This is a genomic window from Paeniglutamicibacter antarcticus, from assembly GCF_039544305.1.
GTDB lineage: Bacteria > Actinomycetota > Actinomycetes > Actinomycetales > Micrococcaceae > Paeniglutamicibacter > Paeniglutamicibacter antarcticus_C.
This window is the reverse complement of record NZ_BAABLK010000026.1, coordinates 1-26,936: the sequence shown is the minus strand read 5'-3', so window position 1 is coordinate 26,936 and position 26,936 is coordinate 1. Positions and strand designations below refer to the sequence as shown.

Below are 26,936 nucleotides of genomic sequence, written 5' to 3'. Positions count from 1 at the left end.
GAACTCATACGGCTAGCCGCCCTGAAAACCCAGTCCCAGACTCGAATCGCATGACCCGATTTCGCGTGCATTTTTGGTGAGGCATGCGGTAGTCATTTGGCGTGCACCTTGACATGAGGCACTACGCGGGTGCTTGCGCCCAGCTTTTATGACTGTCTCAGGAGTAGGTTCCGCCGACTCGGAGGAACTCCTTGAATGCATGGTTTACCTCAAAAGTCGCGAGCGATAGAAGGGTCGTGACAACATGCTTTCGTGCGGCCATGATGATGAAGGCTGCGTCTCATTGGTCGACGAACCACCTCGGTCGTCCACCCCAAGGCGCCAACGATCCCCACAGGGCTGCCTTGCGGCGCTTCGGATCAGTGGTCCCCCCCGCCCGGTCCGCAACACGGATAAGTCGAGTTTTGATACCCACCGGAGGCTTGCGCGTGAGCGCCCTATCCGGCATCTGTGGGAAGAAGGAACGCACCACGAGCGTGATAATTTCAAGTCCCTTCCTGAATGGAATCTCAGGCATCAAGTACATGTTTCCTCCTACCAGGAGTCGTAGTTGCCTTCTCCGTCCGACCCCGACCAAAGGATGCATCCAATCATCACCAGGACCTTACTGCTCTATCTCGCGTACCGGGACCAACTACTGGCCGCGGTCGACATGCGGCGCACAGCTCCGGTGCGGTTCTCACTGACCCTGTACGGGATGGACGTAGCCATCTACAGAGAGCCTAAGAGTGATTTCGCAGGTACGCCCGCTTTTTTCCGCGCTCAATCGCGCGATATACGGTGGACCGGCCAACGGAGAACAGCTCGGCGATCTCACCCATGGTGTGCTCACCGGCGGCATGCAGGTCGACAAGGTGAATTTCTTGCTTTACGGAGAGCTTTGGCTGTTTCCCGCGGAGCCGGCCCTTGGCTTTTGCAATCCTCATTCCTTCGCGGGTGCGCATACTGATGAGATCAGATTCGAACTCGGCGATCATGGCTAGTACATTGAATAGAAGTTTTCCCATGGGATCGGTGGGGTCGTGAACGGAACCACCAATATTGAGTTTAACTTCTCGACTGGCCAAGTCATCTGCGATTTGATGGGCGTCAAAAACCGAACGAGCCAAGCGGTCTAACTTCGTGACGACGAAAGTATCTCCCTCGCGGCAAGCCGCCAAGGCTTCACGCAACCCGGCGCGGTTCTTGTTCTTTCCGGTGAACCCATGATCGACATAGACGCGTTTCTCCTCAACTCCGAGGACAGCCAAACCCTCACGCTGGACAGTGAGGTCCTGCTCTTCCGTAGAAACCCTTGCATAGCCGACCAGTATTTTAGACATGCGGCCCAGTGTGCCACATGTGGGTGTGGCACCGGTCACCACACCGGACAGGGCTTACGGGACCCCATCGAACTGGTACCCGCAACGTTCCATGTCAGCGAGATGTGTGGTCGGTAGTGGACCGGCTTGCGGGACACTTTTCGGAGATCTGTTATGCGACGCTCCCTATTAGGAATTCCCGTTGCCCGCGACCTCCATGTGGTCGATCGATTTGGAACGATCGAGTGAAGGTCAAGTTAAGTGGTTGGAAATGCTGGCTGTGGCAATCATCGCCGAAGTCGTCGGTCGACTGTCCTCGAAAGGCTGATTGGATACCTCCGGCCTCTTCGAAGCTAGGCTTACCTGGTGACCGTAAACGAGGATTGGCTCCGTGAAGAGCGCATCAAACGACTGCGCGCGCTCGTCCGATCGGGAGTAAAACACCTGGTCTTCATACATGAAGCCGTGCCCTTCTACTTACGACAGGGGAAGGCCTCCGACAAGATCGTCAAGGAGCTCTTCAGCGACCTTCAAAGACAATCGTTAGGTGATCGGATGGGCACGGAATTGCGACGTGACCACGAGATTGCCGTCGGGATGTTCATTGACGATCGGCAGAACCGCGCCTTCGAGAAGATCTATAAGTGGATCACTGATGTTAATGATGCGGCTCTTCGAACTTTCACCGATGAGCATTTCGAAACTTACCGAAACCTCGGCACTCCTCCGCAGCTAACAGCGGAACGCGACGAAACCGGTGCAGCTGAGCGGCGACTAAAAGAACTCAACGCCGACGTCAAAGAGCGAATACTTATACTTACAGAGGCTCTCGCCAATCTCGGAGAACACGAAGATATCGCGCCAGCGATACGCGATGCGTCAGGCGGCTGGCCTCACTTGCGCGGACTAGTCGCAGACTCGGTCATTGACGGTCACTTACGGCAAATGCGTGTGCGCCGAACACGAGCGGAGATCTCGAGTGCGATCGGCGCTTCCAAGGAAATCGTAGAGGCGACGTTCCAAGCGCTCTCCGCCAAACACAACGTGACGCCGCAGAAAGCTGCCCCCGAACTAAGCGACTGGTGGAAGGTTTTGCGTCCCCTGCTCGCTGACAAAAGTATTGACAAAGCTCTTGGAACCAAAGATGGAGCGCTTATCAAGCTTGTTAGTAGTCAGGTATCCCTCGTACAGAACCTGGGCGAACTCCGGAACAAAGTCGGGTCGGGCCACGGCAAAGCAGAGCATCCCGCGGGGCTGGAACCTTCGCATGCGCTTCTCGCCGTTGACACCGCCCACGCGCTGACACGCTTTCTTGCCGGGTGACCCACACAGCATTATCCCTCTCCACGTGGTGTCTTGTGTCATAGGTATAGCTCCCGCCGGGGTGCCATACGAACAAATAGTCCTGCTTGACGTTCCTTCACCGGAATGCTTTGGCTTGGGGATCGTCAGTCGGGGTTCGCCTCGGCCTCAACTCTGGATAGTGGTGTGATCAATCGCTTCCAGGAGCTGAACAAATAGAAACGCCGAGAATGCCAATGCCACCAATTGAATCAAGGTGGCGTTGACCATCGTTAGATAGTCGGTACGAGTGCGTTGGACCTCGTAATAGCTGCGGAACTTGATGGTTCCCCAACAAACCACGACAAACGACGGTATTAGCCCCAGGGTCGCGATGGCCATGCTCATCGCTGGATGCGTCGTAAAGGCCAAGAGGACGAGTAATGCCAGTCCCGCTAGTCCGCCTGGAATCAACCAAAGCAAAGCTTGCGCGGGCGTCATCGCCATTAGCTTCATCTGCTCCGGTCCTTCCCGTATACGAATAGCTTGATTATCCATCACTCCTGAAACAGTCCCGGTGGAGGTTCCCTAAAAAGCCGGTTAATGATGGAGCGTCGCCGAGCCGTCATGCTTAATCTTTCCGGTCTGGGGTCGGGCCTATTTCTCTCCGGAATGCGGGAGGAAGTGCCGCGCACCACCACTCCGCATCACAGACAAGTTGATGGCCAAGGACTTTCACGCCGCAACTTGACTTCTAAATCTATATAGCTAGATTAGTAAACATGGATTATTTGGGCCGTGTAACGCCGGCGACTGCCCTGGTACTTGAAGCTTTGCTATCTACAGATCGAATTTGGGGGCTGCAAATCGTCAAGGATACGGGGAAGAAGCCGGGAACCATTTATCCAATTCTGGATCGACTTGAGACTGCGCGGTGGATTGTCGGCGACTGGGATACAGAGGAATCACGAAAGGGTCCGCGCCGCCGCTACTACAAGTTGATTGCTGAGGCACGACCTTCCGCGTGGGCGTACGTGGAGATGCAACGCACCAAAGATCAGCCAGCGTACGCAAAACCTTCACCCGTGGGACTCGGGAATGCGGGTTGCACGGCGTGAAGTGTGAGAAGTTGGTCCTCGCCGTATGCCTTGCCCTCAGTCCGGCGAAGTCCCGGGCGATTCGTAGGGAGCAGTGGGCGGCGGACTTGCGAGACTGCGCAGAACTGGAAATCCCGCGGTCCGCACTGCTAATCGGAGCCCTGCGCTCATCAACTACAGCCAGAATCCACGACATCATTGAGCGCGCCAGCAAGACGCCATCGCACGCAACTAGGGGGATAAACATGAGATCAACAATCGGCATACTCGCAATGGGCTTGACTATCGTCAGCGGTGCCGCCGTTGGCATCCACGAAATCCTGCCTTCGGTTCAGAAAAATCCCCACGCAGAGCAATCGATCACAGGCAATGCGACTCAGGAAAAGAGCGTTTCCATTGAACCGGATTCACTACATTTTCCGCCAGAAACCCTCATTGTGAATACGGCCAGCGACAATGTGCTCGACGCTTTTGACCGCGCAAGGGACACTGGGATGCAAGTTACTTTGGTTTCAGATAAGCGCTACAGCGTAACCATCGACCCGTCCATGTCGATGGATTCAGTGGCCATCATTGACGTCAAATCAGGCAGCATTCTCGACAGCTTCCCGATGAACAACAATGGCTTACTATCTCGCTAAACACTTCAGCCCATCTAGTTCGAGAAGGGACGCTTTGGCCCAAAAACCCCAACACCTTCCAGCCAAAAAATCCCCACCGTTACCTCATCTTGGGACAAGTCAAAGTCTGACCCACGTCAGTGTCCCGCAGACCGTTCGACGTACGGACGCGAAGTTCCGGTGCAGAAACCTTGGACAATCAGGTCAACGGGTTCTGAAAATAGCAGTTCTCGTTGTTCATCTGGTCGGCCAATTTATCGTCCTAGTTCTTATAGAAGGCGTTCACCTTGTAGCTGACAGTGGGGTCGTTGGTCTTCACCACTACTCCGTCTTGACCAGGTGCCATTGTGAGGGTCGTAGTGCTCGCCGCCCCTTCACTCCCCTTCTCTGTGCAGATCGTCTTTGCGCCGTCTTGTAGGAGAAGGGTGCCAGCGTCGATGCAGCCGAGTTCTACGGAAATTTGCTTCGCACCCTCGGGCGGAGGGCCCAGTTGAATAGTTTGTGTGCCCGTGTAGGTACCGGAGACCGGATCATTCATAGCTTTGGGAGCCTCTTCCTTAGAGGAAGAGGCTTGTGGGGATTCGCTATCGGGCTGATCAAGAGGGGTGCATCCCGAGACTAGGAAAGCCGTAAGAAGGGTCATGATTAATACGCCTGACGAGTATCGTTCCATATTTTTGACGCTATCATTCTGTTTGCGCCACCTGCTCGGTATCAAAAAAACGTTACCCAAAAGTAGTGTTGAACACGGGAGAATCCAAGCGTCCTTTCGGCAACAAATTTCTTCCTCTACACGCCTAGAAGGAACCCAGACTGCCCACTCCTTGCCTTTGGAGGACCGTTCGAAAATAGACGACCGTCCCAGACAAGGTTCCCTATTCGGCAAAGGGGCAGGTTGAGCTGGAACCGCGCGGTCCACTAGCGCTCAGATGGCAGGCACGGGACGTGGGCAGCCAAGTAGCATATCCGTTTACACAATCCAGGGGGATACAAAATGCTTGAGATCGGTTTTGATTGGACTGATTGGTCCGAATCAGAGGTCCTCCAGTCAGAACCCCAGCTGTTGTGCACCTATGTCAACAACATGCAGCTACAAACCCTCGTCTTCTCAGCGGATGGTTTGCAGCAAGTCGTGAATACTTCTGGTGGGGGGCTACTTTGGGGGGCATGGGTAATTCCGGATTGGACCGAATCAACGCAATCCACGCTGGAGACCAAGATGCGTGTCCTGATCACCGATCTTCACACCAGCGCCGGTACAAGCCACGACTTCTACCTGTCTCTGGAAATTCTCGGTGTCATGGAGGATTCACCCCGCGCGGAGATCCTGCTCAGTGACACCGAAGGACCGTACTTGCAAGCTTTGCAGTCCCGGTGAAACTTCCCTCGTGGAACGGTAGGCACTGAGAGTCCTGGCTCTTACCGTTCCTCGCAGTAAAGCTCAGTCGCGAGAACCTCCACTGGTGACTTGAAGAGGAAAACACCCCTTGTACCCTCGACGTACTCAACGATCTTCCTGCTGACTTCTTCGTCATTTACGCCGTCGATTTCCACCCTCCACCTGCCTCTGAACCGATGGTCGGAATCCACGAAGCTGGGGGAACAAACCCTGACATAGAAGATGTTCGCTATCTCTTCCGAGAGGGTTCCGAGGCTTGTCTCCCTGACGGTGAGCTCGTAAACGGTGGCCCAGGTGCTTCCCTCCGCACCAAATGCGTCATTCCAAAAAATCCTCTCGCAGAGGTACTCATCATCATCGGGATCCTCGCTCCATGATTCGTACAGAATTACGGGAGAAATTGTTTTACGCATTGAAACCATCCACCTACTATCGCTGCAGGGCAAGTATCGTGCCAGTTCCTCGCATTGCGTGCCAGTTTCCTTGCGGGCAAGCTTGATGGACGGATTTCAGGAGCGGCCAGTACAGCGACGGAGAATCAGAAAAGAAGGTGAACGTTGCAAGCGAAACTCGATTCCACTGTCCCGCGGCCCCTTCCTCTCCGGAACGATAGCGCTACAAAGCCCTGAAGCCTCGTTTTGAGCCAAGTGGCCCGGCTGCCGACCCCCTAGCGGAATATTCCTAAAACGCTTCTGTATGGACCGTGCATACGAAACCTACGAGATGCTCCACCGTCCGTTTTCGTGGTTCGAACTGGCCTGCTCTTGGTTTGCAGCCTTCCCTAAGACAGTGTTCTGGATTCAGTAGGGAACGGCGCCCTTGATTCGAAGGCGATAGTGAGTCGGAGTCTCATTAATAAGGCGTTGAGTGTGCATGGGTTGTGGCGCGCGCGCGCGATCACAAGAGCGCCTTGAATCCCGGCGATAATGTCAAGCGCTAGCGCGTTAGCTTCCTGTCGCGGCCACCCGCCGTCTTGGAGCGCCGTCGTCAGCGCGGCCGCCCAGTCGTCGAAGTAGCGGAAGATCTGCGCCTCGAAGCGTTTCTGTTCGTGGCTAAGGGCAAAAGCGCCGAAGAGACAGACGAGCTGGTGAGATGAGAAGTACTCTTCGCATGAGGTGAACATTGCCTCGATTCGGGCAGCCGGATTTCCAGCGGCGGCTAGCGGCTCATTGATGTGGAGCCGGAACCAATCCGATACCTCGTCGAGGACAGCTTCTGCCATCTCATCTTTCCCACCCGGGAAGAAGTTGTAGAGGCTGCCCTTTCCAAGGCTCGTACTCTCTGAGATGACAGAGAGGCTTGCCCCGTTGAATCCGTAAGTGCGGAACGTCGCAGCTAGCTGGGCAATAGTGTCTGCACGTTCCTTTATTACGCGTGCCATTTACAGACCCAAAATGCTGAGTCCGGAATGGTCGGCCGGGCGAGGAGCGGATTGATCCCACAAGAACAGGCGCTCGGACCCGTCGATGGGAACATCGTTGATGCTTGCATGCCGTTCCGCCATGAGCCCGTCGGTGTTGAACAGCCAGTTCTCATTGCCATAGGACCTAAACCACTGGCCACCTAGGTCATGCCATTCGTATGCGAATCTCACGGCAATGCGACTTCCATCGAAGGCCCATAGCTCTTTGATCAGCCTGTACTCTCGCTCTCGCTGCCATTTGAGAGTCAAGAATTCAACGATCTGGTCGCGACCTGTAACGAATACCGCACGGTTTCGCCACCGACTGTCTTCGGTGTACGCCATTGAAACCTTTTCGGGATTACGCATGTTCCAGGCATCTTCAGCTGCGCGAACCTTCTGTACTGCGCTTACGCGGGAAAAAGGAGGAAGGGGTGGACGGGACATTGGATGGGCTCCTAAACAGTTTTACCGATCAGTACACAACGTACCATATGGTACAAATGGTGACCGGTCGGGTCAGCCCCTTTCGCTTCACTTTCTTTGTTTACGATAAGGGCCAATCGGACCGCGCGTCCTGCGCGGCATCCCATGCGGGGGCGTCACGATGACGGATTCTCAGTGCTCACTTACTTCCAGATTCAGGTCAACACGGTGTTCTTGATAAGTTGACCAATGTAGGGTCGCTTCTTGAACGAAAAATGAGGAACAGCTTGAACTACCACGTAATTATCAATCAGGGCCGTGTCGCTGATCGTACCGATGGAGCCCTCGTTGGGGCACGAAACGCCGGACAAGCTCTGGCCGAACACCTGTCAACCAAACCAACCATCATCGGCCAGCCATCACCAGCAGCCCAGGACGACTGGCGGCAAGCCCTGGACAACGCTAATGAGACCCTGCGCGAACTCGCCGAGATCACGCGATCGGTCTTGGACGATCACCAAATCCCTTTGCTGGTCACAAACACCTGCGCGGCTAGCATCGCTACCCTGCCTGTGGCGGCAGCCAAGCACCCCGAAGCTGCATTCCTCTGGATCGACGCTCACGGCGACTTCAACACCCCTGACACCACCGCATCGGGCTACCTTGGCGGCATGGCACTGGCAGGTGCCTGCGGACTATGGGACACCGGCCACGGTGGAACAGTGGACCCACGTAACGTGATCCTCATCGGCGCCCGAGACATCGACAACGACGAACGGGCCATGCTTCAAAATGCCGGAGTGAGCATCTTGGCACCAGAACATGCCACCCCCGAGGCTGTTCAAGAACTGGTGGCTGACCGCCCAGTATGGATCCACGTGGACTGGGATGTGCTGGAACCCGGATACATTCCCGCCGCCTACAAGATCCCCTCAGGATTGCTGCCCCGCCACGTCGCGGCGATCTTCGCAGCACTACCCACCGAGAGCATCCGAGGCGTCGAACTCGCTGAATTCGAAGCAGGCGACCCCAACATTCCCGAGCGGTTGAGCATCGAATTCATCGTGGAGACCTTTCAGCACCTTACATAGCTGCCATTTGACGAACCACATATGGACCCCGAGAAAGAGGTGCCAAAAAACTCTTTTGGATCTAGTGTCCGCCGGGTGGTTTCGATGACATCGTTACCGCTCACCGCTGGGATGAGCTGGGAACACATCAACCTCACCGGCGACTACACCTAGTACAGCAACGCCCCGCCAGGCCCAGTAAAGTCGCAGGCCCCTGCTCCCCACCAGCTGATCTTAGCGTGCAATTCTTTCGTTTCCTGAAGCGATCCCAGTACAAAGCCCCTTCCGAAAGGTCACCATGAAGCCCCCTCCCTCGATCACTTTGCGTCCATTTCACGAGGCAGAAACGGTCTTTTTTGCTGGCATGGCATCCGATGAACGAGTGACCCGATTCATTGGCGACGGCCAACCATGGGACGAACAAACCATTCAGGACCGCATCCGCGCAGCCCTCCAGCAAGACCCGCTCGACATGGTGGGAACATCTCGCTGGTTTCTGGCCACCGAAGCAAAACAATCCGTCGGCGTCGTGGTCTCCACCCGCAAGGAAGAGGGCATTGAGATTGGTTACTGGGTATCCCCCGACCACTGGGGCCGTGGCATTGCCGGGGCCATGCTTGATGGCGCGTTATCCACAATTCCAGAGGTCTACAAAACCAAGGAACTCCTTGCCCGTGTTGACCCGGCCAATACCGTCTCCGCCAAGTTGCTCACCCGCCGCGGATTCCAGTTGGCCACCCAGCAGGAAGGGCTAGACCACTACACACTGGCATGACTGCAAGGCCCAGATAAGCAGCCGCCCCACATCCACCCCTACCAACTAGCCAGTCACACTCCCGTATCCCGCCCCTGCAGCCTGCCTTTCAGAGCGCCCTGAGTCTTGAGGACCAAAGGACGATTGCGCCCCAAAGTCCAGATGGCGGTGAACCCGGGCCGAAAGGAAGCAACCATGCACAGCACACCATCAGCAACAACATGCGAAGAAAGCCAAGGAACGCAGAGTAATTTCGTGAAGGTTCCTCTCGTGCAGATCGATGCATTTGCCGATGCCCTCTTCGAGGGCAACCCGGCCGCCGTCATGCCCCTGCCCCAGTGGCTGCCGGACGGGGTACTCCAGCAAGCAGCAGAGGAGAATAACCTTTCAGAGACGGCATTCCTGGTGAAGAACCTGCCCAACGGAGTCCAGGCACCGGACCCCGCCCACCCGGCATACCACTTGCGCTGGTTCACCCCTGCCGTTGAAGTCGATTTGTGCGGGCACGCGACCATGGCCGCGGCCTCCTACCTGTTTGACGACGAGCACCCCGAGGCCAGGGAGCTGCAGTTCTACACTCGCAGCGGCTGGCTCTCGGTGACCCGTTCCACCGACGGCCAATACACCATGGACTTCCCCTCCGAAATTCCCGTGCCGGTGTCCATTAACCCCGACATCGCCAAGGCGCTTGGTGTCCCCGTGGCTGAGGCTCTGCAAGCTACCGACCTGATCTATATGGTTGAGGACGCCCAAACCGTGATCGATCTTTCCCCGGATCTCTCGGTTTTGGCCGCACTGCCGGTTCGCGGGACGATTGTCACCGCCGCGGGCACGGGAACCGAATACGATGTGGTCTCCCGTTGGTTCGGTGCTGAAGCGGGCGTATCCGAGGACCCCGTCACCGGCTCCGCCCACTGCCAGCTGGCTCCCCTCTGGGCCGAACGACTCGGCAAGAATGAAATGCTCGCTAGACAGGCATCGGCCCGGGGCGGAACCGTGCGGATCAACTTCGAAGGTGAGCGCACATTGCTGACGGGTCGCTGCGTCCGTTTCATGGAGGGCAGCGCTTTCCTTCCCCGCTAAACCCAACGCCTGAGGCCAGGTCTCGACACTTGGACTGAGGAAAGCCACATGATTCGGGTGTCCCGCCAGCAACACCCGTTTTCATACTGCTGCGTACCGCATGGTGTTTCTTGGTAGCGAGCTGGGGAGGGGTCGCTTTAGCTTCCCTCTGAGAGACTGCGGGTCTCCTCGGCAATCTTGATGACGCGGTCGATCACGGTGCGCGTGCTCACCCGGGTTCGTGCTTCGGGCCTCGTCAGGATATCGATGTGCCGACCCAGGACAAGGCCCTTAATCGGGCGCAGCACCACATGCTCCCGAAAATATGGAATCAGTCCGGTGTACCGAGGCAGCAGGCCTACCATGCGGGTTTTGGCAATAATTGCCGCCACCAAATTGAACTCATTCACACGATGCGTAATCTGGATCGGGGTGCCCGCAGTGGCAAACATCGCCTGGACAATGAGTGGTTCCAAGGCGAAGCCCTCGTGCGCCGCCACCCAAGTTTCCCCCACCAGATCAGCCAGGGACACCGTCTCGTGCTTAGCCAATGGATGCTCCCGGTGGATCGCCAAGTCGATCGGTTCCTGCAGCACGGGTGTGACATGCACCCTGCGGGTCGGCCAAGGATCTGAGGCTAGCGGACGGTGGGCGATCACCACATCATGGTCGCCGACCAAATCAACGAAACCGTTGATCGATACGTCCTCGTCCCGGCAACGCACCATCGGCCCGTCGGAATCGCTGAGACTACTTGCGATAAGCGCCGGGAACCAGGCTAGTCCGGCACTGTGAAAAGCGGTGACCGAAACGGGCTCTCGACGTGCCAGGAGATACTCGGGGACTGAATTCTCGGCGCGTGCGAGGGATTCCAACACTTCGCTTCCGGCATCTGCAAGGCGTTCCCCCGCGGGCGTGAGCACCAGCACGCGGCCCCTCTGCTCAGTCAGGGGAATCTGGATTCCCCGTTGCAGCGAGGCAAGCTGTTGGGAGACCGCGGACGGGGAGAGGTGCAGCGCCTGAGCCACAGCAGTGACCGAGCCCCGGTCCCTGAGCTCTCGCAACGTTCGGAGATGATGCACTTCCATGAAGTCCAGCTTACGGGATATTGAAGACAGTGCCCGTTGTTCTGTACGAATCGGCTCCCTACAGTAAAAGGATGTCCTTCGCTCCCCCTTCGGCCCGCCGCCTGTTTCCCGACTTAATACTCCTGATCGTCGCAATAATGTGGGGCGGCAGCTATCTCGCAACCCAAGACTTGGCGGTGGCCTCGTCAGCCGCCGCGGTGATGTGTGCCCGCTTCGTACCCGCAGCGGCGATATTACTGTGTGTGAACCTCGCCCGACCAAAAGTTCGACTCCGTGACTCGACACTCCCCGGCATCCTGCTTGGAACCCTCCGCGCGGCGACCATCGCGATGGAAACGATCGGCGTCACGCTCACAAGTGCCACAAACGCAGGACTCATCATCGCTCTGTCCATTCTCCTCACCCCGATACTCGAATCCACACTCACCAAAAGACGGCTTTCACCCTCCCTGATCGCAAGCATCCTGCTTGCCCTCATCGGCATCACGCTGCTCGTGGGCGGGCAAGGCTTCTCCGGGTTCAACCTAGGCGACGGGCTCATGCTCGTTGCGGCAGCAACGCGGGCTCTGCTCGGTGTTGCCGAGGCACGGTTTACCGTCGGCAGGAACACTGACGTGCTGGGATTGACCACGGTCGAGATCATGTTCGGCGCGGTCATATTCGCTGCGTGGGGCGGAAACTCCCTGCTGGAGCATCTCCCTGGCTTTAGCGTCGCGAATTGGCTCACCATTGCCTATCTTTGTCTCGGCTGCACCATCTTCGCGTTTCTAGGGCAGCTGTGGGCAACGAAGCACACCTCGGCGTCACGTGCAGGCATGCTTCTGGGCACGGAACCAGGATGGGCGCTCCTCGTTGGAGTGCTCCTCGCCGGAGACAAGATTGGCACACTCGGATACATGGGTGCCGCAGTGCTCCTCGTTGCCACTTGGTGGGGTGCACGCGCCGAACAGCGTTGGCGCGGAAGCAATCCGTTCCCCCGAAAGTTCCCAATACCGACGGGGCGGGAAACCGCCGACGACTGACCCTCCCTGGGCGGAGGCGACACACCCGGACATTTCCTGCCTTATACCGGACCCCCGCATTACCTGTCACGTTCCGTGGCACACGGTGGGACGAGGCACCCTCGGCATTTCAGACACATTGGCCGAAATCTTAGGCCGTGGCCCGCGTTCTACGCACCTTTTGACGGCCCCAGAAGCGACGAATTTCTCGAGACGTCTCCGAAGGAAAGAACATCAGCCACCGGAAGGCCCCGGGACCTGTCCAGATGAAGTAAAACTGCTATCCGCCGATAGCCATATTGTCCGCTCAAGGTTCCCATTGCGGGCATGCGCTTCCAGCGCGGGAGCCGCAACGGGAAATACGCGTATGGCTCCGTGACACGTAGAGTGAGTAGCTGGTTTGGGTTCAGCAAAAGGTCAGCGGACTTGTGAAACCGGTGACCGGCAATTGCCCGCTTTCGAAATATGGTGACAACCGATGCAACTGGTAAATCCTTGCGGGCTATCGCCCGCAAAATCAGCTGTCGCAGCGGCGGGGGCGGCTGCACTGATATTTTGTGCGCTGTCCCTGTTGGGCAACGCGCTGCCCACGGTATTCAGTCAATCGATACCGTCCATTGTCTACTGGGTCCTGTTTGCGCTTTTCCTCCTGGCGCTTCTGGCCACTACCACCGCATTGGGCACCTGGTGGGGAAAATCTGTCGGCCGGCGGAGGGAACCACTTATCGCGGCTATGGCAGCGTGGCTCATGATCGTTTCATTCATGGGCGTCATAGTGGCCTGGGGTGCGGAAGCGCCCTGGAGCGAGAACCTGGCAACGGCGGGTTTCGCTTCGGCTTTGGCCAGCCTCGTGGTTGGTCTCGGAAGCCTGCTCGTTCTATCGAAGAAATCCCCCAGGAAATAGCGGCGCCTTGGACTCCCACCAAATTATGTCCGGTCAGGGTTCTTCTTCGGAACGCCAGTGCCACAACGCATTGAACCCTCATCTCAGGGCCCAGCAGCCCCTGCTACGGACCTCCATCCGCTACTCACACCACGCTTCGAGTAATTCCTCCTCCGATCCCTTACCCTAAAGGGAATACTAGTCAACTCAGGAAAGGACCGTTCGCTATGAGGCGCACCTTCGGAAGCATCACACTCCTGACCACATTGGCACTTACCGGCTGCGTGGACACCGAGGCAGCACCCCCACCCCCAGAACCGTCGAACGATTTCCCTGCCATCCCCGCGCCAGCTTCCAGCGACAACTTCTTACAAGGCATATGGACCAATGAAGTCGAAGGCCGCAACAAACCACTGATCACTCCCAAACACGTCGTCGCACTAGTCGGCAACGACATCTACGCCTGGAGCGCTAATGGTAAAGAAGCTTGGAAACATCAGATCCCCGACTTTGATGACTCCATTGAAACCTCAAGAACCCTCCGCCTGGCTCCTTCCAACATGGGGGATGAAGCTATGCCAAGCTCAGTCACGGTCGTCAGTCAGCTTGAGGTAGAAGCCCCTTACACCGATGACACGGAGAATTTCATCGCCTACGATCTAGAAACAGGCAACACCATCGCCAGCAGCAATATGCTCGCGACCGGGGTGGACGCCCCACCCTCACCTTGATACCGGTTCCTTCCTGCACATAAGAAACACCATCAGTGCAAGGTCTTCAAAAAGGGAAAAACACGATTGAAGCGTCATTCACTGAGTTGCGTGACCGGGCGGTGTGCCAAGACTCGAACCACTGGAAAGCAACGGAACGACGCCTCCTATCGCAAGTAAAACACCAAGTGGATGAACAAAATGGTCATCGCTACAAAGCATGACCGGACGACGTTCCGCCCGCGGGATACTAGCCGCCATGAAGCCGGCCGTTTGCCGGGACTTATTCTGGGCGGTGAAATCTGACGCTGAAATCCAAGCCTTAATGGGCTTTTCTGAAGGAGAATGGTGAGATGTGGAAAACAACGATCAGCCCCCGTTTGGCGTTTATCGCAGCAGCGCTCTTCTTCTTACTCGGAGTCTGGGACCTAGGTACCGATGAACTGTGGCGTGGGCTCGTTTTCGTTCTGTTGGCGCTCGCCTGGGTTGTACTAGGTGGCATTCAATTTCGGAAGAGGCGTGCCCAAAAAATAGACGCCACCCCCCCTCCGCCCGTAGACCCGCCGGACTGGGGCAGCCTTGCCCCGGGGTGCTCATTGAATTTCCTCCGCGAACCAAATCAGCACAAACCTGTCCGATCACTCTTCCTTCTGGAGACGGCCAGACACTATCCATTGGAAACCCAATACCCCGTGTCAGTCTGCCCAATTGGCCAGGGAAATGACGATGCTTTGTGTCAGTTTGGCAAAACTGCGTTCCAGATCAACGGGAAGCTCGAAAGCGCCGCTGGTTTCAAGATCCACGAAGCCATGGAGCGAGGACCGGAGAAAACGCGTGGCATCCACAGCGTCGTCTTCACCTAGGCCGTAGCCAGTCAGGACGTCAAAAACGACATCGGCGATCGCAGAAGACTCTCGCGCATCTTCGTCGTCCCCGCTCACGGGAGCCTGCATCGTCATCGGATACTGCCCGGGGTGTTCCAACGCCCAACGGCGGTAGGCCAGCGCGAGTGCACCGATAGCTGTATCGCGGGATCGTCCGATCGCTGCGTGTCTCAGGACGCGTGCCAAGTCCTGCTTCGCAAGAAGCATGATGCCGCGTCGAAGTCCGGGCATACCCTCGATGTGTTTATACAGCGAGGGAGGTTTCACTCCGAGGCTCTGTGCCAAGACGGCAAGATTCAAGCCCTCAGAGGTCCGCTCGTCGAGAATCAGGGCGGCTCGGGCAATAACTGCGGTCCTGTCCAATCCGGCCCTAGGCATGGTCGTTCAGGGGGCTGAGGAAGTTGAGGATGGCCGCGGAGGTGTGTTCTGGTTGTTGCGAGTGGGGATAGTGCCCCGCGTCGGCAACCATCACGGCGGAACCGTTCAGTGTGTTCGCAATCCAGTTGGCTTCGTCTTTGGGGTCTTTGAAGTCCGGGTCTTTCTCTCCCATGAGCACCAGGGTTGGGGATCTGACTGCGCTCAGGCATTCGCTGGCGCGGACGTGGTCGGTGCGCGTGGTGCGGCTAAACGCTCGTTGGTAGCCAGGTCGTTTCATGCTTTTGATGGCTTCCTGGCGGTATTCGGTGAAGTCCAAGGGCTTGGTGCCGGCGTAGAGAGTGGGCATATAAGCCTTCCACACCATTGCTGCCCAGGGGCGGGCCATCAGGATCCGGAAGAGCAAGTTTTCAACGGCGTTCGTCGCTGGCTGGCGAACGAAAGGTCCGATGAGGACAAGTCCGTTAATGAGTTTCGGATGCTCGGCGGCGACGATCACTGCCGAACCTGCAGCCATAGAGTTGCCGATAAGGACAGCGGGGCGACCCAACTCTCGAAGCAACCGTCCAATATCCTCTGCTGTGTCTACATCGCCGTAGCTGGTAAATGTGGCATCGCTGTCGCCGTGGCCCCGAAGATCGGTCGTGGCAACGGTGTAACCGGCGGCGACAAGTGCTGGGGTGAGGAAGCGGTAGGTGGAGCGTAGTTCACCCATCCCAGGAACCAGAAGAAGAAGCGGCCCTGATCCTTGGACGTCGTAGGCGATTCTCCCCTGGTTCACGCCATGCAGGTATTTTGGTGAAGATGCTTTTTTCATATGGCTAATCTACTTAGCCTTATGGCTAATTGCAATAGCTACGGAAGTCCAGTGTTGCTCGTCAGCCTCATGAAGCGTCGGCGGGGAACAGCCAAAGGCACCCAAGCGGCCAACGCTTGCCGCGCAAATGTAACGCCAAAGATTCATCATTTCGTATCTCGACATCCCAGAAGAGGTTCCTTTCCAAACACGAACGGGCCGGACTACGGAACTATGCAATGAGGCCGTTCTGGAACTACATCGGTCGAGTAACCCAGCCGACCTAGCGGTTTTGGTCTATGGACGGGCGATCCCAGATGACGACAAGTGCGGTAGCAATCGGCCCGAGAAATAGGCCAAGGAGAAACCACGTCCAGCGGCGACGCCCCTTGGTCTCGGCCAGCCCAGCTGTCACAAGCGCCAATGCTATCCACCAGCCCGCATTGCCGGTTACGTTCGAAGAGTCCACCATGTTCCATTTTCTTTTCGGGGCATTCAAATTCCATGCCATCCAGGACATCACGTCCAAGAATCATAATGGCTCTACATTCGAGCCAAAGTATTAGCTACTTTGGCTCGAACAACAACGCGGATATGGCTTCTACTTGTCGTTACCGATCTGTGCGCAATTGTCTTCCCGCAGAGCGTTCCCTAACGGTGCTGACCCTGCTAGGGAGCAGGATCTGTCGAAGCAGACTGCGATGCCGGGTGATCAAGCACCTCGGGGTACAACTCTGGCGGCAGACCAACAGTGAATCCGTCATCACGAACCCTGGTCCCGTCTACCTTGAGTACGTGCGCTTCGCTCTGGCTACCGTTCGTCAGATGAACGGTCATCCCGCTTCCAAGCTGCTCCCCGACCACCACTCTGATGTTTTGCGGGGTGATGCCTCGTTCTGCCAAAATTTCCTTTGTCTTAGCGACCATTGCATCGTCCAGGACCCCGCCGGGGAAGGGTGAAGTAACTCGGCATACCCCGTCTCTATCGGCCGCATAGACGGCAGTCACCAAATCCCTCCCGGCTTGTTCCAGGGAATCAACCGGCTTGCGTCCATCACAGGTATCTTCTGAATAGTCCCGGACCATGGAGCACCCCGTCAAGACGCCGGCGCACAACATCAAACCGGCAACGCCCAACCCTGCTGACTGGTACTTATTCGGGACTCGAATGCTCAACCGTTCAAGTTCGATCATGCAGACCATTATTGCCAACGTGGCTCCAGCCAATGGACAAGCGCTCCGTGTCGCTACGAGTGGAGGTTGACTCGCCCGGTGCGCTCCCTCATCCGTCTACTACCGTCCGAACTTGAGCATCTTGGCGAAGGTTCCTGTCCGGAACGTCAGCGCCGCAAAGTCACAAAACCAGGAATTCGGCCCAAGTGGGCCCTGCTATTGACTCTCTTACGCAACCATTCGTAAAAGAGCTTGCATCCATAAAAATTCACAAACTTTTCGACTCCCCACCGGATGCCACAGCTAAAACATGTCAGGCCGCGGCATGACCCGAGGAAGACACGTCATACGAACACTTTGGTGCGCTGCCGAGCCCAACAACAGCACTCGCATCGGATGACCCAGAGTCGTGCACCAGACTTTCACGGGTCCATGGGAACCAAGACGGCTAGTGGCATCCGGCGTATTGGACGCTAACCAGCTGAAAGAAGCAGTCTCGCTCTGGGTACTGGCCTGGCTAGTTACTGCAGACCGGTGAAGCGGTCCCACGTCGCCGAGGACTTAAGTTGTGGCGATGCCCAAGCTCCACGGGGGATACGCCAGTTCAAATGCTTGAAAAATCTGTGACCTGAACCAGATGCGCAGCCTTAAAGTCATGAGTCCTTTGTACGCGATCCATGGAGCCCCGCCATGATTTGTCAGGAAAGGAGTGGATCCGGAAATAGATAGGGTGAATGACTAACCGGGTCGAGGGAGGACTATGCAGACCAACGCAGAGTTGGTGGAGGACGAAGGCTCATCCCCCAGTACACAAGAAGAACGGTTTACCGAATTTTATCGACGAAACTATTGGCTGGTTCTGGCTTATGCCGAACGCCGGATCAACAATCACGAAACAGCGCGCGACCTCACCAGTGACACTTTTCGGGTTGCGTGGGGCAAGTTTGGGGGAACCGAACACATGGGGTTGTCCTTCCTGTATCAAACTTGCAGAAACCTCCTAGGCAACGAATACCGCCGACAGTTTCGAGTCGCGGCTCTCGAAGCGAAGCTACGGCAGGACCCCGAGCATCCTGCGGGTGAAAATCATGCGGTCCACTTGCGCGAGGCAATGTTGAAAATGCGCGGTGCGGAGCGGGAGGTTCTGTATCTGACGTATTGGGAAGAGCAAACTGCACAACAACTGGCCGAGATCCTGGGCTGCACTCCGGAAGCAGCATGGGCCAGAGTCAGTCGCGCAAGAAAATCCCTTAAGCACATCCTACGAAGCGAGGTTCACCATGCCTAAGCATTATTTTGAGGGCGACAGCGAGTTGGATTCCAGTATTCGCTACGCGAATCCCTTTCCCATCGGTGAAGTTGCGGAACTTGATGACCGGGCCATGGGTGATTTGAATTCGATCCTGGCCGATTCGTCAGGTACACGGAAGGTGGATGAACGGGCACGTCAATCTGTTGAACCAATGCAAGTTGGGCCAGCTTCCGCTCACATCGTGAAGCTCGGCGGAAAACAAAAGCACACTCGCCGGTGGGTGTTGGGAACTCTCGCGGCTGTCGCGGCCGGTGTTCTCGTCGCTGTTCCCCTAGGATCTTCGCTGAGTGGAAACGGTAAGGCAGTTGCTGCGCCATTGCCGCCAATAGAGATTAAAGCGACCTCCCTCAGTGTTCAGGAAGCCGTCGATAAGCTTGTCGCAGCGGCAAAGGCGAATCCAGATCCGGCCAACTTCAAACCAGGATATTTTGATGTTGAACTCTGGGAAGCGGGCAACGTCTTTTTCCCTCTCGCCGAGCAACATGCCGAACCAATAGTGGCTGACGGTGACATTGGCGAGCAAATCACCACCACTGAAGTGGTGAGTGATAATCGAGTTTCCATCCCGACCATGAATGAGATCAGACGGGCGGCAGATGGCTCCGGCAGTATCAAGCAAACCATCGGAGAGCCGTATTCCAGTACTGGCGAAGCTATAAAGATTCCACCGTTTGAAAAAAACATGGTTCCCGGCAGCGTGGAAACCATCGATTTCACCTCTGGAAAGATGGAAAGCATATTTCCAGGTGGTCCCAAGGACTCCCCTGAGAAGCTTTACAAGCAGATCAGCGACAATCAGCAGGCCAACAACGCGGCCGTAGGTGACGGAGCTCAAGGCTTCATCCAGACTATGGGATTCATGATGGCTGACTGGAGGTTCGATCAGAAGCAAAGCGAGGCCTTGATCCGAACGATGAAAAAAATCAGCGGCGTCGAAGTGCTGGGAACGAGCAAAGACAGGTGGGGTCGCGACGCCTTGGTCTTTGGAGTCCAGACTGCAAGTGACGGTGGCCAATATAAGACGATGGTGATGTTCGATCCGGAATCCGGCCGCGCCACTAACTACGTGGAGGAATTTCATGTAGACCGAAACCCATTAACCGACGGGGACTATGAGCACGACACAATCGTGCGCTACATCGCTGTTTCGGAGTAGAGCACGCACCCTCCGGGCACTTGTATCGGTCACATTGGTACAAGGCTGCTGGACAATGGAGCTTGTAGCTTTATGGCCGCCCATGGAAAACTGGTCGGTCAGGGTTCCGCTTACAGGCATGAAATCCCAGCGCAAAAGGCTTCTGCCTGTGACAACACTCTGCATTGATTCTGGTTTAGTTTCCTTCGATTCTGAGCGCCAAGGAACATCACACCCCAGGCGCTGGCATACTAGGTGATCCATGACACGAAGCCACCAGTGGAGTCGCCCGAACCATGCAAAGCCTCAAAGAAGCCTCTGCCGTCCTACGTCACCGGCAGTTTCGAAGCTTCTGGACCGGACGGGTCATTTCTTCACTCGGCTCGGCCGCGGCCCCCATAGCCGTTGCGTTTGCCGCACTAGAAGCAGGAGGCGGGGTCCAATGGCTGTGATTCATCCTCGCCCTCAACATCGCTCCCCAGGTGCTCTTACTTCTCGTTGGCGGCGTGCTGGGCGACAGGGTTCGCCGTGATCGAGTGATGGTCATAGCGAACGCAGTCTCCGGAATTGTTCAGGTGGCCATAGCCATCCTGATTCTGACCGGCGTAGCCGAGCTATGGATGCTGGCTACCTCCGTCTTTCTCCTGGGCGTGGCCTCGGCCTTTTTCCAACCCGCCTCCCAGGGTTCAATCGTCCAGCTCGTTCCTCCAGAGCTACGGGTGGCCGCGAATGCGGTACTACGGCTTCCCTTGAATGTCGCAAAGGTGCTCGGTCCGGCACTTGGTGGTCTGGTTGTCGCCCTGATCGGCCCGGGATGGGCACTGGCGTTCAATGCGTCCACGTTCCTGCTGTCGGTCTTTTTTCTCGCTTCGATCCGGTTGCCCCAACCGCTCAAAAGCAAGGCCTCTGCGCTTTCAGCATTCCGAACGGGCTGGAAGGAGTTCAGCGCCAGGCGTTGGTACGTCATCATGGTGGCGCAGTCCACCGTCACGGTCCTGATGTGGTTGGTGGGATTCCAGCTCTTCGGTCCGGTTGTTTCCCACTCATCCCTCGGTGGGGCCTTCGCTTGGGGAATGATCAGCGGTGGCTTTGCTTTCGGACTGGTCGGAGGCTCACTGGTCGCCGTGGCGGTTCGACCGCAGCGAGTGGGCCTCACGGTATCTCTTTGCTTGGCGACCCAGGCGCTGCCGCTGGTGGCCCTGGCTTTTATTGCCCCAATCTGGGTGATCGTCGGTGCAGCCGTCTTGGCTGGCATTGCCCTAGATATCTCGATCGTGTCCTGGTCGGCATTCTTCCAAGAACAGATTCCGGAAGGTTTGCAGTCACGCCTGTCTTCGATCAGTACGTTCGGGCAGCTTCTCCCCGTCCCGATCGGTTACGTACTGTTCGGGTTGCTCAGTGGATACTTCAGCAACAGCGTCATGGTGAGCCTCATGTCGGGGATTCTCGTCGTCGCGGCACTGCTGCCACTCCTACTGCCTTCGATCCGTCATTTGCGGCTTGGGCAGGTCGTCAATGAGTCCAGCGCTGGGGAGAATGACGATCGGCTTCCTGACTTGCTTACGAAGGGAGCCAAAGGCTAAGGATCGACTCAAGTGCACAGATTCGGCTCCTTCTTCAGCTACTACCGCCCCACTGGGGGTTCCTCCTCCGGACGAACGTGAGCGTCATAGAAGCACCAGCTGCAATCAAGTCGTCAACCGTCGCACATCAGCGCTGTGGGGATAAGAACCACCCCGACTAGTAGACTTTCACCACTCCCTGAATTTCCGGCAGGCATACCGCATCACCTGCGTCCTCTTGTCGGAACACTGATGGCCACCAGCCACAATGATGACCGCTGGTGGCCATCACTTTGATAAGGCTCGCTTTTAGGGTCTGTACCGGGGACCCCGATCACGACTCTGCTGCAGTCCATCATCCATGTCCCGGCGCGGCCGGCGGTCTCGTCCGGCGGCTTGCTTGTAAGCGCGCATCCTTCCGGTCAGGGTTGCCTTTCCTGTAGTAGGTCCCGCATCCCTTACCTTCGGTTTGACGGCGTTTCCTGATAGCGGAGATTGCTTCCTTGTATGCCCGGGATTCTTCGAACGGAGTCCTTCCGGGGCGTGATGCCTTGATCTGCCGTGAAAAGATAGGCAATGCGTTCGGCTCGGGCTTCTCCTTATGACGTTGTTCGGCGCAGCTGACCACTCAAGTAGATTTGGACAGGAATCCTAAACGTCCCTCATGAAGGAGAGCTCATACCAATACTAGAACCCTAGGAATCCCCACCAGCTCAGACAGAATTCGGACTCGCATTGCACCAAGTTCAGCTGGCCCTTCCAGTAGGCGGCGAGGACGAATGCAGGGAAATCTATATAGGCGTTCTCGGCCTTCCAGAGGTCCAGAAGCCCCCTATCAGCCAGACTCGTTAGAGACCGCTTCTTGAACGAGAATAGAGGCTGAAGGCAGGAGGGAAACCACGCCATGATCACATCCACACCAGCAGGGTTCGACCCCGGGGATTCAATCGCCCAGGACAACGAGCAGCCGGAGCAGGGACCACGTTCGGACCGGCCAGCACGCAGGACCTTCACCACCGAGTTCAAACGGGCAATCGTCCAGGAATACGACTCGGCACCGAACGGATCCAAGGGCGCGATACTGCGCCGCGAACGGCTTTATGACTCCCATATCCAAGAATGGCGGGCTGCATTTGATGCGGGCAAGCTAGAGAAGCCGGCGGCACGCCGAGGCCGGCCGAAGAACTCGGCCGAGCAGACTCAGATCGCTCAGCTGACCAAAGAGCTGGCTGCCGAACGGGCCTCACACGAGCGGACCCGCGACCAGCTAGTGTCCTCGGATGCGGCTCTTAACGTTTTGGGAAAAGGGGTCGCGTTCTTGGAATCTCTCTCGTCGAAGAACGCGTCATCACCGGCACCGAATACAAATCGTGGCAAGCAGAGACCGTAGTGGAGCTGACCCCGCATCTGGGCCTGGTCAAGGCCTGCAAGCTGGTGGGCCGCTCCCGGGCTACCCATCACCGTCAGTCCAGCCCCAAGCCGCGGATGCACGGTCCCTGGCCCAAGGCGCAGCACCCAGCGGAGCTCTCACCAGCCGAACGGGCAGAAGTTTTGACCGTGCTCAACCGCGAGGACTACGCGAGCCTTTCACCAACCCAGGTCTATGTCCGCGAACTAGATGAGGGTCGATATTGGTGCTCTCAGCGCAGCATGTATCGCATCCTGGCGGATGCAAAGATGGGTGGTGAACGCAGGCGGCAGGCGACCCACCCGCCTCGAAAAATACCCGAGCTAATGGCCACGGAACCCAATTCCGTATGGTCGTGGGATATAACGAAAATGCGTGGTCCGGCCAAGGGAATCTGGTATCACGCCTACGTGGTGCTCGATATTTTCTCCCGCTATGTCGTTGGATGGAGGGTCGAAATAATCGAGGATGGGCAGCTGTCCGCGGACCTCGTTAAGGAGATCGTCGCCGATACCGGCGGTCGTCCGCCGGGCTACCTGCACGCCGATGGTGGGGTGGCGATGACGTCCAAGGCGTTGGCATCGATGTTGGTGGANATATACCTCTGGCTACCCCGAACGATTCGCCTCGGTGAACGAGGCGAGGGCCTGGATGGAAGGATTCACCGTTTACTACAACCATGAGCACCGGCACTCGGGGATCGTTTATCACACCCCGGCGAGTGTGCATTACGGCACCGCTGGCGCGGTGCGTGAGCGACGCCAGATCACCTTGGACCGGGCGTATCACGCGCACCCAGAACGGTTTGCCCGCCGTCCAGCCGCACCGCCGTTACCGATCAAGGCGGCGATCAACGACCCGGCAAAAAGAGCCGAGACTTCGATTCATTAACGACCACCATTATGTCTCATTTGATTTGACAAGTTCCAGCCCCCCGGCACTGGCAGCCCGAGGAGGGTTATGGGTCCGAGCTGACAATCTGGAAATCCATCTGGGTGTCGAAGAAGATTTCCTTCAGCAAAAGAAGGCCCATCCCGGTATTTTTGTGGGTGATATTGATGCTTTATCTCGTCGAATCGAGAGTCACGGACACATGGTTGACTGGGACAATAATTTCCCTGGTATGCGTAGATTCTATGTTTGGGAAAACCATGGCAACCGACTTGAATTCCTGTCGCCAGAGGCCAGAATCTAGTGATCGCCTTCAGCAAGAAAAACCTCTTCGATGAACGTTGGTTTACTGACCAGGTGCTGGTTTCTAGGGGAAATCCCCAGTTTGGGATCAAACTGTATGGCGTTTATGGTCGACAGATGGGGATAGATAGAGTCGTCGACGACATGCCGGACCCAATGCCCTCCGGATCAGCGGTGCGACCCGCACGAAACATGTGGGTGACTGTTGCAGCGACCACTGTGATAAATCTAGCGATGCTGCCAGCGCATCAATTTTTAGGGTTTCTCATATTGTTCTCGGCCGGGAGCTCGGACTCGAGTGGCAGAGGGGGCCCATTTCGCAGTTGCACTTCAGATTCAGTATCCTGTGACGGCCCGGCCTACGGACTGATAATCATAGCGAGCCTCATCATGCTCGCATTGTGTTTCGTAGGTGCATTCATGGGGTACCGCTTCGGTAGATGCCGGCCGGGTCGGCACAAATTCCTCCTGTTGACCGTTCTCAGCGTTTTTGTAGCCGTCTCTGGAACCGTCATCCTCATTGGCCGAATGCTGCTCGGATGAGCTCGTGTCCCAGCGCAACATCTGCGACTCACACTCTGTGATGAATGCTAACTGAAGTAAAACCACGGACAACTGTTCCCGCAGAAGGTTCCGCTTAGGGGCGCTCGTTCCTCTAGGTTATCCTCTCGCGGAACTGACAGAATTAGCCGTTCCCCAAATGGCATTGATCAGGTCAAAGAGCATATGGGCATGTAGCTTTCAGCTACGTACGACAAGATGGTCCCATGAAACCTAGACAGGACAAGAAACCAGTTCAGTTCCCAACCGCAGGGGCTTTTCTTGCTGTGTCATTACTCCTCGGTGTTTCTCTGACCGGGTGCGCGCAAAATTCCGGATACCAGGAGTCGCTAGCAAGTGTCGCTGACAATGCACAGGGCACCTTCTCCCTTCCAAGGGGAGAAGACGCCGGGGCACCCATTCCCCTGTGGGAAACAGTTCTGATTGTTTGCCCCTACAGTGACACGAGCCTGATTCCAGAGCCGTTTGCCAAGGACGTCCAGAATCTTGATACGGCGTCGACGGATTCCTTGCAGTGGCTGCTCTTTTCTGACCAAAACAATGTCAGTCGTATTTCTGTCGAAAGATCGGCAATCGATTTTTGCCAAGGCGAATCACGCCCTATCGAGTATGAAAGCAACCGGGCCTGGAACGCAGAGAAGCATGACGGAGCATGGGTCATGACACCCACTACGGACTAGTTTTCCCTGACTAAACCAACTGCACCGCAAGACCTTCCGCTCCGGAACGTTGGCGCTACAAAGTCTCGCAACCTCGATTGCGTGCCCAGCGGCCGCGGCTGACGTCCCTCCATGGGTCCGGGTCGCCGAAGAACATGATAAGGCCAATGACTAATGGGCTGGTTCAGTTGCAGGGTTTTGACATGGGTGTGCTGCGAGCAGGCAGGACTCATTGTCACCGTGGAGTCTCCTCTCAGATCACCTGTCCGGACTACCAGGGCAAGCTCAGGGGGCATTCACTGATCCCTTGGTCGGAGAGAACCTGTCCAGGAACCTTTGTACACCCCACTCCTGCGACACACGGTTGATTACTGGGATTGATTTCCAGTCTCCCGTGATCCAGGTCATGTAGCGTCGGCGACATGAACACTTCTCCTCGGTCAGACCCCACCTTTCTTATCTGGGCGGCGACGGTCATTGCTGTGGCCATCTCGATCGCGGCAGGTTGGGTAGCACTAGGTACCGCAACCGGTGAGATCGGCCCCATGGGCGCCGATGGAGCACCCGCCGATGTCGAGTTTTGGGCGCCGATCGGTTGGACGTCGATGGCCGCGGTGCTGCCGATCACGGTCGCAGCTTGGAAATCAGCGCGTTGGGGAGCGATCGCCCTGGCTGGTGCGACTGGTGTACAGGTGATCGTGGCCACGATGGTGATCGGACGGTACGCAGATTCAGACTTCAACAGTGGCGGACTTGAGGGGCTGATCTATCTGATCCCCGTCGTCCTGGGGGTCGTTGGGGGAACCAGCTCACTGATCGCTGTGATGGTACGAAGACACCAAGCTAAAGGTTGAAGAGCCCACGAACCAGTATCGATGAGTCACCATTGGATTGGGCACCGTTTCACCCCAACTCACTGCTCCGAGGATGGTTGCGCTTACCCTATGTGTCAGGGTTGAACGGTGTCAACGTATGCGCCACCGGGGCATGACACGTATGGCTCAGTAGCACGTAGAGTCGGTAGCTGGTTATGGTTCGGCATAAGGCCAGCGGACTTGTGAAACCGATGACCGGCTTTGCCCGCTTTCGAAAATTGGCGACAACCGATGCAACCAGTAAATCCGCGCGGACTATCGCCAGCAAAATTAGCTGTCGCAGCAGCAAGGGACGGCTGCAATGATATTTTGTGCGTGGGCTTGTTGGGCAACGCGCACTACGGGCACGCTGACGTTGTCGCGCAGAAGCGCTCCAACACGCTGGCTGCGGCCAGGGCGAAGCATCCCGAACGATTCACCAGCAGTACCGACGCCAAGATCTTGGCTCTGCCTGGGCCTGCGTGGATTAACCAACCAGCTGGGGCCGTCGCAAAAGAGGCTTTCTAACTCACGCTGGCACCGTTTGGCTTGAAAAGTCCCGTGATGCTGAACATACCGGGTGAAACACACAAAGGATCACTCTCCTTCGTGTCACGACTCCCGATACCACATCCAAACGATCGATCCCGCCACCAGGCCCAGCCCGGCGCCCATGGCGAGGCCTGGAGCGCCGGCAAAGACGAGCCCTAGCCCTGCACCCATGGTGAGTCCAAGCCCAGGCAGAGATTCCATCAGGCTTCGGTTGCCTACTCGCTTTGTTTCTTCCGCACTGGTCATGAACCTGCGCCCGTATGGTGATTTGAGACAGGGTTTAGGAGAATTGTTTTCATGTCGAATCGCCGTAAATTTACCGAAGAGTTCAAGGCAGGAGCCGTTGAACTCGTCATTTCCTCGGGACGTTCCACCAA

At 56.8% G+C, this 26,936-nt stretch carries 28 protein-coding genes; 17 read left to right on the top strand and 11 right to left on the bottom strand.

What is annotated here, in order from left to right:
* Positions 1–722: 722 nt before the first annotated feature.
* Positions 723–1,322: a recombinase family protein gene (locus tag ABEA12_RS07905; protein ID WP_210100880.1), complete on the bottom strand. Its 600-nt coding sequence runs from the start codon at positions 1,320–1,322 to the stop codon at positions 723–725.
* Between the two features lie 345 nt (positions 1,323–1,667).
* Between ABEA12_RS07905 and ABEA12_RS07900 the strand changes: the two genes are divergently transcribed.
* Positions 1,668–2,624 (top strand): abortive infection family protein, encoded by a 957-nt coding sequence (locus ABEA12_RS07900; RefSeq protein ID WP_210100881.1) that lies wholly within the window; start codon positions 1,668–1,670, stop codon positions 2,622–2,624.
* Between the two features lie 147 nt (positions 2,625–2,771).
* On the opposite strand, the gene ABEA12_RS07895 is transcribed toward ABEA12_RS07900, so the two are convergent.
* Positions 2,772–3,140 carry a hypothetical protein gene (locus tag ABEA12_RS07895; RefSeq protein ID WP_210100882.1) on the bottom strand — a complete coding sequence of 123 codons (369 nt, stop codon included), beginning with the start codon at positions 3,138–3,140 and terminating at the stop codon, positions 2,772–2,774.
* A 224-nt stretch (positions 3,141–3,364) separates the two neighbouring features.
* Between ABEA12_RS07895 and ABEA12_RS18650 the strand changes: the two genes are divergently transcribed.
* Together ABEA12_RS18650 and ABEA12_RS07890 are read left to right on the top strand one after the other, a co-directional pair.
* On the top strand, positions 3,365–3,700 hold the full coding sequence (locus ABEA12_RS18650) for a PadR family transcriptional regulator (RefSeq protein WP_210100883.1): 336 nt from the start codon (positions 3,365–3,367) through the stop codon (positions 3,698–3,700).
* 224 nt (positions 3,701–3,924) lie between these two features.
* Positions 3,925–4,320 carry a hypothetical protein gene (locus ABEA12_RS07890; protein ID WP_210100884.1) on the top strand — a complete coding sequence of 132 codons (396 nt, stop codon included), beginning with the start codon at positions 3,925–3,927 and terminating at the stop codon, positions 4,318–4,320.
* Positions 4,321–4,561: 241 nt separating this feature from the next.
* Here the strand turns inward: ABEA12_RS07890 and ABEA12_RS07885 are convergent, their stop codons facing one another.
* Positions 4,562–4,942: a hypothetical protein gene (locus tag ABEA12_RS07885; protein ID WP_210100885.1), complete on the bottom strand. Its 381-nt coding sequence runs from the start codon at positions 4,940–4,942 to the stop codon at positions 4,562–4,564.
* 351 nt (positions 4,943–5,293) lie between these two features.
* Here ABEA12_RS07885 and ABEA12_RS07880 point away from each other — a divergent pair, with 351 nt between their 5' ends.
* Positions 5,294–5,677, top strand: coding sequence for a hypothetical protein (locus tag ABEA12_RS07880; protein ID WP_210100886.1), 384 nt, complete (start codon positions 5,294–5,296; stop codon positions 5,675–5,677).
* Positions 5,678–5,718: 41 nt separating this feature from the next.
* Here the strand turns inward: ABEA12_RS07880 and ABEA12_RS07875 are convergent, their stop codons facing one another.
* The 3 genes from ABEA12_RS07875 to ABEA12_RS07865 all read right to left on the bottom strand — a co-directional run bounded on the left by ABEA12_RS07875 (position 5,719) and on the right by ABEA12_RS07865 (position 7,547).
* The gene (locus ABEA12_RS07875) at positions 5,719–6,111 is read right to left on the bottom strand and encodes a hypothetical protein (RefSeq protein ID WP_210100887.1); all 393 of its coding nucleotides are present in this window, start codon (positions 6,109–6,111) and stop codon (positions 5,719–5,721) included.
* A 368-nt stretch (positions 6,112–6,479) separates the two neighbouring features.
* Complete coding sequence (locus tag ABEA12_RS07870) at positions 6,480–7,079, bottom strand: TetR/AcrR family transcriptional regulator (protein WP_210100888.1); 600 nt, start codon at positions 7,077–7,079, stop codon at positions 6,480–6,482.
* Entirely contained in the window at positions 7,080–7,547 is a 468-nt protein-coding gene (locus tag ABEA12_RS07865) for a nuclear transport factor 2 family protein (protein ID WP_210100889.1), read from the bottom strand.
* 266 nt (positions 7,548–7,813) lie between these two features.
* Between ABEA12_RS07865 and ABEA12_RS07860 the strand changes: the two genes are divergently transcribed.
* The 3 genes from ABEA12_RS07860 to ABEA12_RS07850 all read left to right on the top strand — a co-directional run bounded on the left by ABEA12_RS07860 (position 7,814) and on the right by ABEA12_RS07850 (position 10,433).
* Positions 7,814–8,617 (top strand): arginase family protein, encoded by an 804-nt coding sequence (locus tag ABEA12_RS07860; protein WP_345467495.1) that lies wholly within the window; start codon positions 7,814–7,816, stop codon positions 8,615–8,617.
* 277 nt (positions 8,618–8,894) lie between these two features.
* Entirely contained in the window at positions 8,895–9,371 is a 477-nt protein-coding gene (locus tag ABEA12_RS07855) for a GNAT family N-acetyltransferase (RefSeq protein ID WP_210100891.1), read from the top strand.
* Positions 9,372–9,620: 249 nt separating this feature from the next.
* Positions 9,621–10,433 (top strand): PhzF family phenazine biosynthesis protein, encoded by an 813-nt coding sequence (locus tag ABEA12_RS07850; RefSeq protein ID WP_210100892.1) that lies wholly within the window; start codon positions 9,621–9,623, stop codon positions 10,431–10,433.
* Between the two features lie 137 nt (positions 10,434–10,570).
* Here ABEA12_RS07850 and ABEA12_RS07845 read toward each other — a convergent pair whose 3' ends face one another.
* A complete protein-coding gene (locus tag ABEA12_RS07845) occupies positions 10,571–11,500 on the bottom strand; it encodes a LysR family transcriptional regulator (protein ID WP_210100893.1) in 930 nt (309 codons plus the stop codon).
* A 71-nt stretch (positions 11,501–11,571) separates the two neighbouring features.
* Here ABEA12_RS07845 and ABEA12_RS07840 point away from each other — a divergent pair, with 71 nt between their 5' ends.
* Entirely contained in the window at positions 11,572–12,522 is a 951-nt protein-coding gene (locus ABEA12_RS07840) for a DMT family transporter (RefSeq protein ID WP_345467509.1), read from the top strand.
* Between the two features lie 1,089 nt (positions 12,523–13,611).
* Positions 13,612–14,115, top strand: coding sequence for a hypothetical protein (locus ABEA12_RS07835; protein WP_210100895.1), 504 nt, complete (start codon positions 13,612–13,614; stop codon positions 14,113–14,115).
* A gap of 674 nt (positions 14,116–14,789) precedes the next feature.
* Here the strand turns inward: ABEA12_RS07835 and ABEA12_RS07830 are convergent.
* The 3 genes from ABEA12_RS07830 to ABEA12_RS07820 form a co-directional block, all read right to left on the bottom strand.
* Positions 14,790–15,356 (bottom strand): TetR/AcrR family transcriptional regulator, encoded by a 567-nt coding sequence (locus tag ABEA12_RS07830; RefSeq protein ID WP_210100896.1) that lies wholly within the window; start codon positions 15,354–15,356, stop codon positions 14,790–14,792.
* Positions 15,349–16,134 carry an alpha/beta fold hydrolase gene (locus tag ABEA12_RS07825; protein WP_345467506.1) on the bottom strand — a complete coding sequence of 262 codons (786 nt, stop codon included), beginning with the start codon at positions 16,132–16,134 and terminating at the stop codon, positions 15,349–15,351. The genes ABEA12_RS07830 and ABEA12_RS07825 overlap by 8 nt, the downstream gene beginning before the upstream one ends.
* Before the next feature lie 684 nt (positions 16,135–16,818).
* Positions 16,819–17,343, bottom strand: a complete 525-nt coding sequence (locus tag ABEA12_RS07820) for a hypothetical protein (RefSeq protein WP_210100898.1) — start codon at positions 17,341–17,343, stop codon at positions 16,819–16,821.
* A 739-nt stretch (positions 17,344–18,082) separates the two neighbouring features.
* On the opposite strand from ABEA12_RS07820, the gene ABEA12_RS07815 reads away from it, so the two are divergent.
* From ABEA12_RS07815 to ABEA12_RS07780, 8 genes are all read left to right on the top strand, one after another.
* Positions 18,083–18,610, top strand: a complete 528-nt coding sequence (locus ABEA12_RS07815; protein WP_210100899.1) for an RNA polymerase sigma factor — start codon at positions 18,083–18,085, stop codon at positions 18,608–18,610.
* Complete coding sequence (locus ABEA12_RS07810; protein WP_210100900.1) at positions 18,603–19,790, top strand: hypothetical protein; 1,188 nt, start codon at positions 18,603–18,605, stop codon at positions 19,788–19,790. The genes ABEA12_RS07815 and ABEA12_RS07810 overlap by 8 nt, the downstream gene beginning before the upstream one ends.
* A 434-nt stretch (positions 19,791–20,224) precedes the next feature.
* The gene (locus ABEA12_RS07805; protein WP_345467503.1) at positions 20,225–21,352 is read left to right on the top strand and encodes an MFS transporter; all 1,128 of its coding nucleotides are present in this window, start codon (positions 20,225–20,227) and stop codon (positions 21,350–21,352) included.
* Between the two features lie 883 nt (positions 21,353–22,235).
* Positions 22,236–22,721 carry a transposase gene (locus ABEA12_RS07800; protein WP_210100901.1) on the top strand — a complete coding sequence of 162 codons (486 nt, stop codon included), beginning with the start codon at positions 22,236–22,238 and terminating at the stop codon, positions 22,719–22,721.
* A 95-nt stretch (positions 22,722–22,816) separates the two neighbouring features.
* Complete coding sequence (locus ABEA12_RS07795; RefSeq protein ID WP_425571755.1) at positions 22,817–23,422, top strand: DDE-type integrase/transposase/recombinase; 606 nt, start codon at positions 22,817–22,819, stop codon at positions 23,420–23,422.
* Between the two features lie 68 nt (positions 23,423–23,490).
* Positions 23,491–23,934 carry a VOC family protein gene (locus tag ABEA12_RS07790; RefSeq protein WP_345467484.1) on the top strand — a complete coding sequence of 148 codons (444 nt, stop codon included), beginning with the start codon at positions 23,491–23,493 and terminating at the stop codon, positions 23,932–23,934.
* Positions 23,935–24,700: 766 nt separating this feature from the next.
* Complete coding sequence (locus ABEA12_RS07785; RefSeq protein ID WP_210100903.1) at positions 24,701–25,174, top strand: hypothetical protein; 474 nt, start codon at positions 24,701–24,703, stop codon at positions 25,172–25,174.
* 401 nt (positions 25,175–25,575) lie between these two features.
* Positions 25,576–26,007, top strand: coding sequence for a hypothetical protein (locus ABEA12_RS07780; protein ID WP_210100904.1), 432 nt, complete (start codon positions 25,576–25,578; stop codon positions 26,005–26,007).
* A 612-nt stretch (positions 26,008–26,619) separates the two neighbouring features.
* Here the strand turns inward: ABEA12_RS07780 and ABEA12_RS07770 are convergent.
* On the bottom strand, positions 26,620–26,760 hold the full coding sequence (locus ABEA12_RS07770) for a hypothetical protein (RefSeq protein WP_210100905.1): 141 nt from the start codon (positions 26,758–26,760) through the stop codon (positions 26,620–26,622).
* Between the last annotated feature and the right edge of the window lie 176 nt (positions 26,761–26,936).

Excerpts from the sequence above, each read along its gene's own strand:
- ABEA12_RS07905 (WP_210100880.1), bottom strand. The coding sequence starts at position 1,322 with ATGTCTAAAATACTGGTCGGCTATGCAAGGGTTTCTACGGAAGAGCAG.
- ABEA12_RS07895 (WP_210100882.1), bottom strand. The coding sequence starts at position 3,140 with ATGGATAATCAAGCTATTCGTATACGGGAAGGACCGGAGCAGATGAAG.
- ABEA12_RS18650 (WP_210100883.1), top strand. The coding sequence starts at position 3,365 with ATGGATTATTTGGGCCGTGTAACGCCGGCGACTGCCCTGGTACTTGAA.
- ABEA12_RS07890 (WP_210100884.1), top strand. The coding sequence starts at position 3,925 with ATGAGATCAACAATCGGCATACTCGCAATGGGCTTGACTATCGTCAGC.
- ABEA12_RS07885 (WP_210100885.1), bottom strand. The coding sequence starts at position 4,942 with ATGACCCTTCTTACGGCTTTCCTAGTCTCGGGATGCACCCCTCTTGAT.
- ABEA12_RS07880 (WP_210100886.1), top strand. The coding sequence starts at position 5,294 with ATGCTTGAGATCGGTTTTGATTGGACTGATTGGTCCGAATCAGAGGTC.
- ABEA12_RS07875 (WP_210100887.1), bottom strand. The coding sequence starts at position 6,111 with ATGCGTAAAACAATTTCTCCCGTAATTCTGTACGAATCATGGAGCGAG.
- ABEA12_RS07870 (WP_210100888.1), bottom strand. The coding sequence starts at position 7,079 with ATGGCACGCGTAATAAAGGAACGTGCAGACACTATTGCCCAGCTAGCT.
- ABEA12_RS07865 (WP_210100889.1), bottom strand. The coding sequence starts at position 7,547 with ATGTCCCGTCCACCCCTTCCTCCTTTTTCCCGCGTAAGCGCAGTACAG.
- ABEA12_RS07855 (WP_210100891.1), top strand. The coding sequence starts at position 8,895 with ATGAAGCCCCCTCCCTCGATCACTTTGCGTCCATTTCACGAGGCAGAA.
- ABEA12_RS07845 (WP_210100893.1), bottom strand. The coding sequence starts at position 11,500 with ATGGAAGTGCATCATCTCCGAACGTTGCGAGAGCTCAGGGACCGGGGC.
- ABEA12_RS07840 (WP_345467509.1), top strand. The coding sequence starts at position 11,572 with ATGTCCTTCGCTCCCCCTTCGGCCCGCCGCCTGTTTCCCGACTTAATA.
- ABEA12_RS07835 (WP_210100895.1), top strand. The coding sequence starts at position 13,612 with ATGAGGCGCACCTTCGGAAGCATCACACTCCTGACCACATTGGCACTT.
- ABEA12_RS07830 (WP_210100896.1), bottom strand. The coding sequence starts at position 15,356 with ATGCCTAGGGCCGGATTGGACAGGACCGCAGTTATTGCCCGAGCCGCC.
- ABEA12_RS07820 (WP_210100898.1), bottom strand. The coding sequence starts at position 17,343 with ATGATCGAACTTGAACGGTTGAGCATTCGAGTCCCGAATAAGTACCAG.
- ABEA12_RS07815 (WP_210100899.1), top strand. The coding sequence starts at position 18,083 with ATGCAGACCAACGCAGAGTTGGTGGAGGACGAAGGCTCATCCCCCAGT.
- ABEA12_RS07810 (WP_210100900.1), top strand. The coding sequence starts at position 18,603 with ATGCCTAAGCATTATTTTGAGGGCGACAGCGAGTTGGATTCCAGTATT.
- ABEA12_RS07800 (WP_210100901.1), top strand. The coding sequence starts at position 22,236 with ATGATCACATCCACACCAGCAGGGTTCGACCCCGGGGATTCAATCGCC.
- ABEA12_RS07785 (WP_210100903.1), top strand. The coding sequence starts at position 24,701 with ATGAAACCTAGACAGGACAAGAAACCAGTTCAGTTCCCAACCGCAGGG.
- ABEA12_RS07780 (WP_210100904.1), top strand. The coding sequence starts at position 25,576 with ATGAACACTTCTCCTCGGTCAGACCCCACCTTTCTTATCTGGGCGGCG.
- ABEA12_RS07770 (WP_210100905.1), bottom strand. The coding sequence starts at position 26,760 with ATGGAATCTCTGCCTGGGCTTGGACTCACCATGGGTGCAGGGCTAGGG.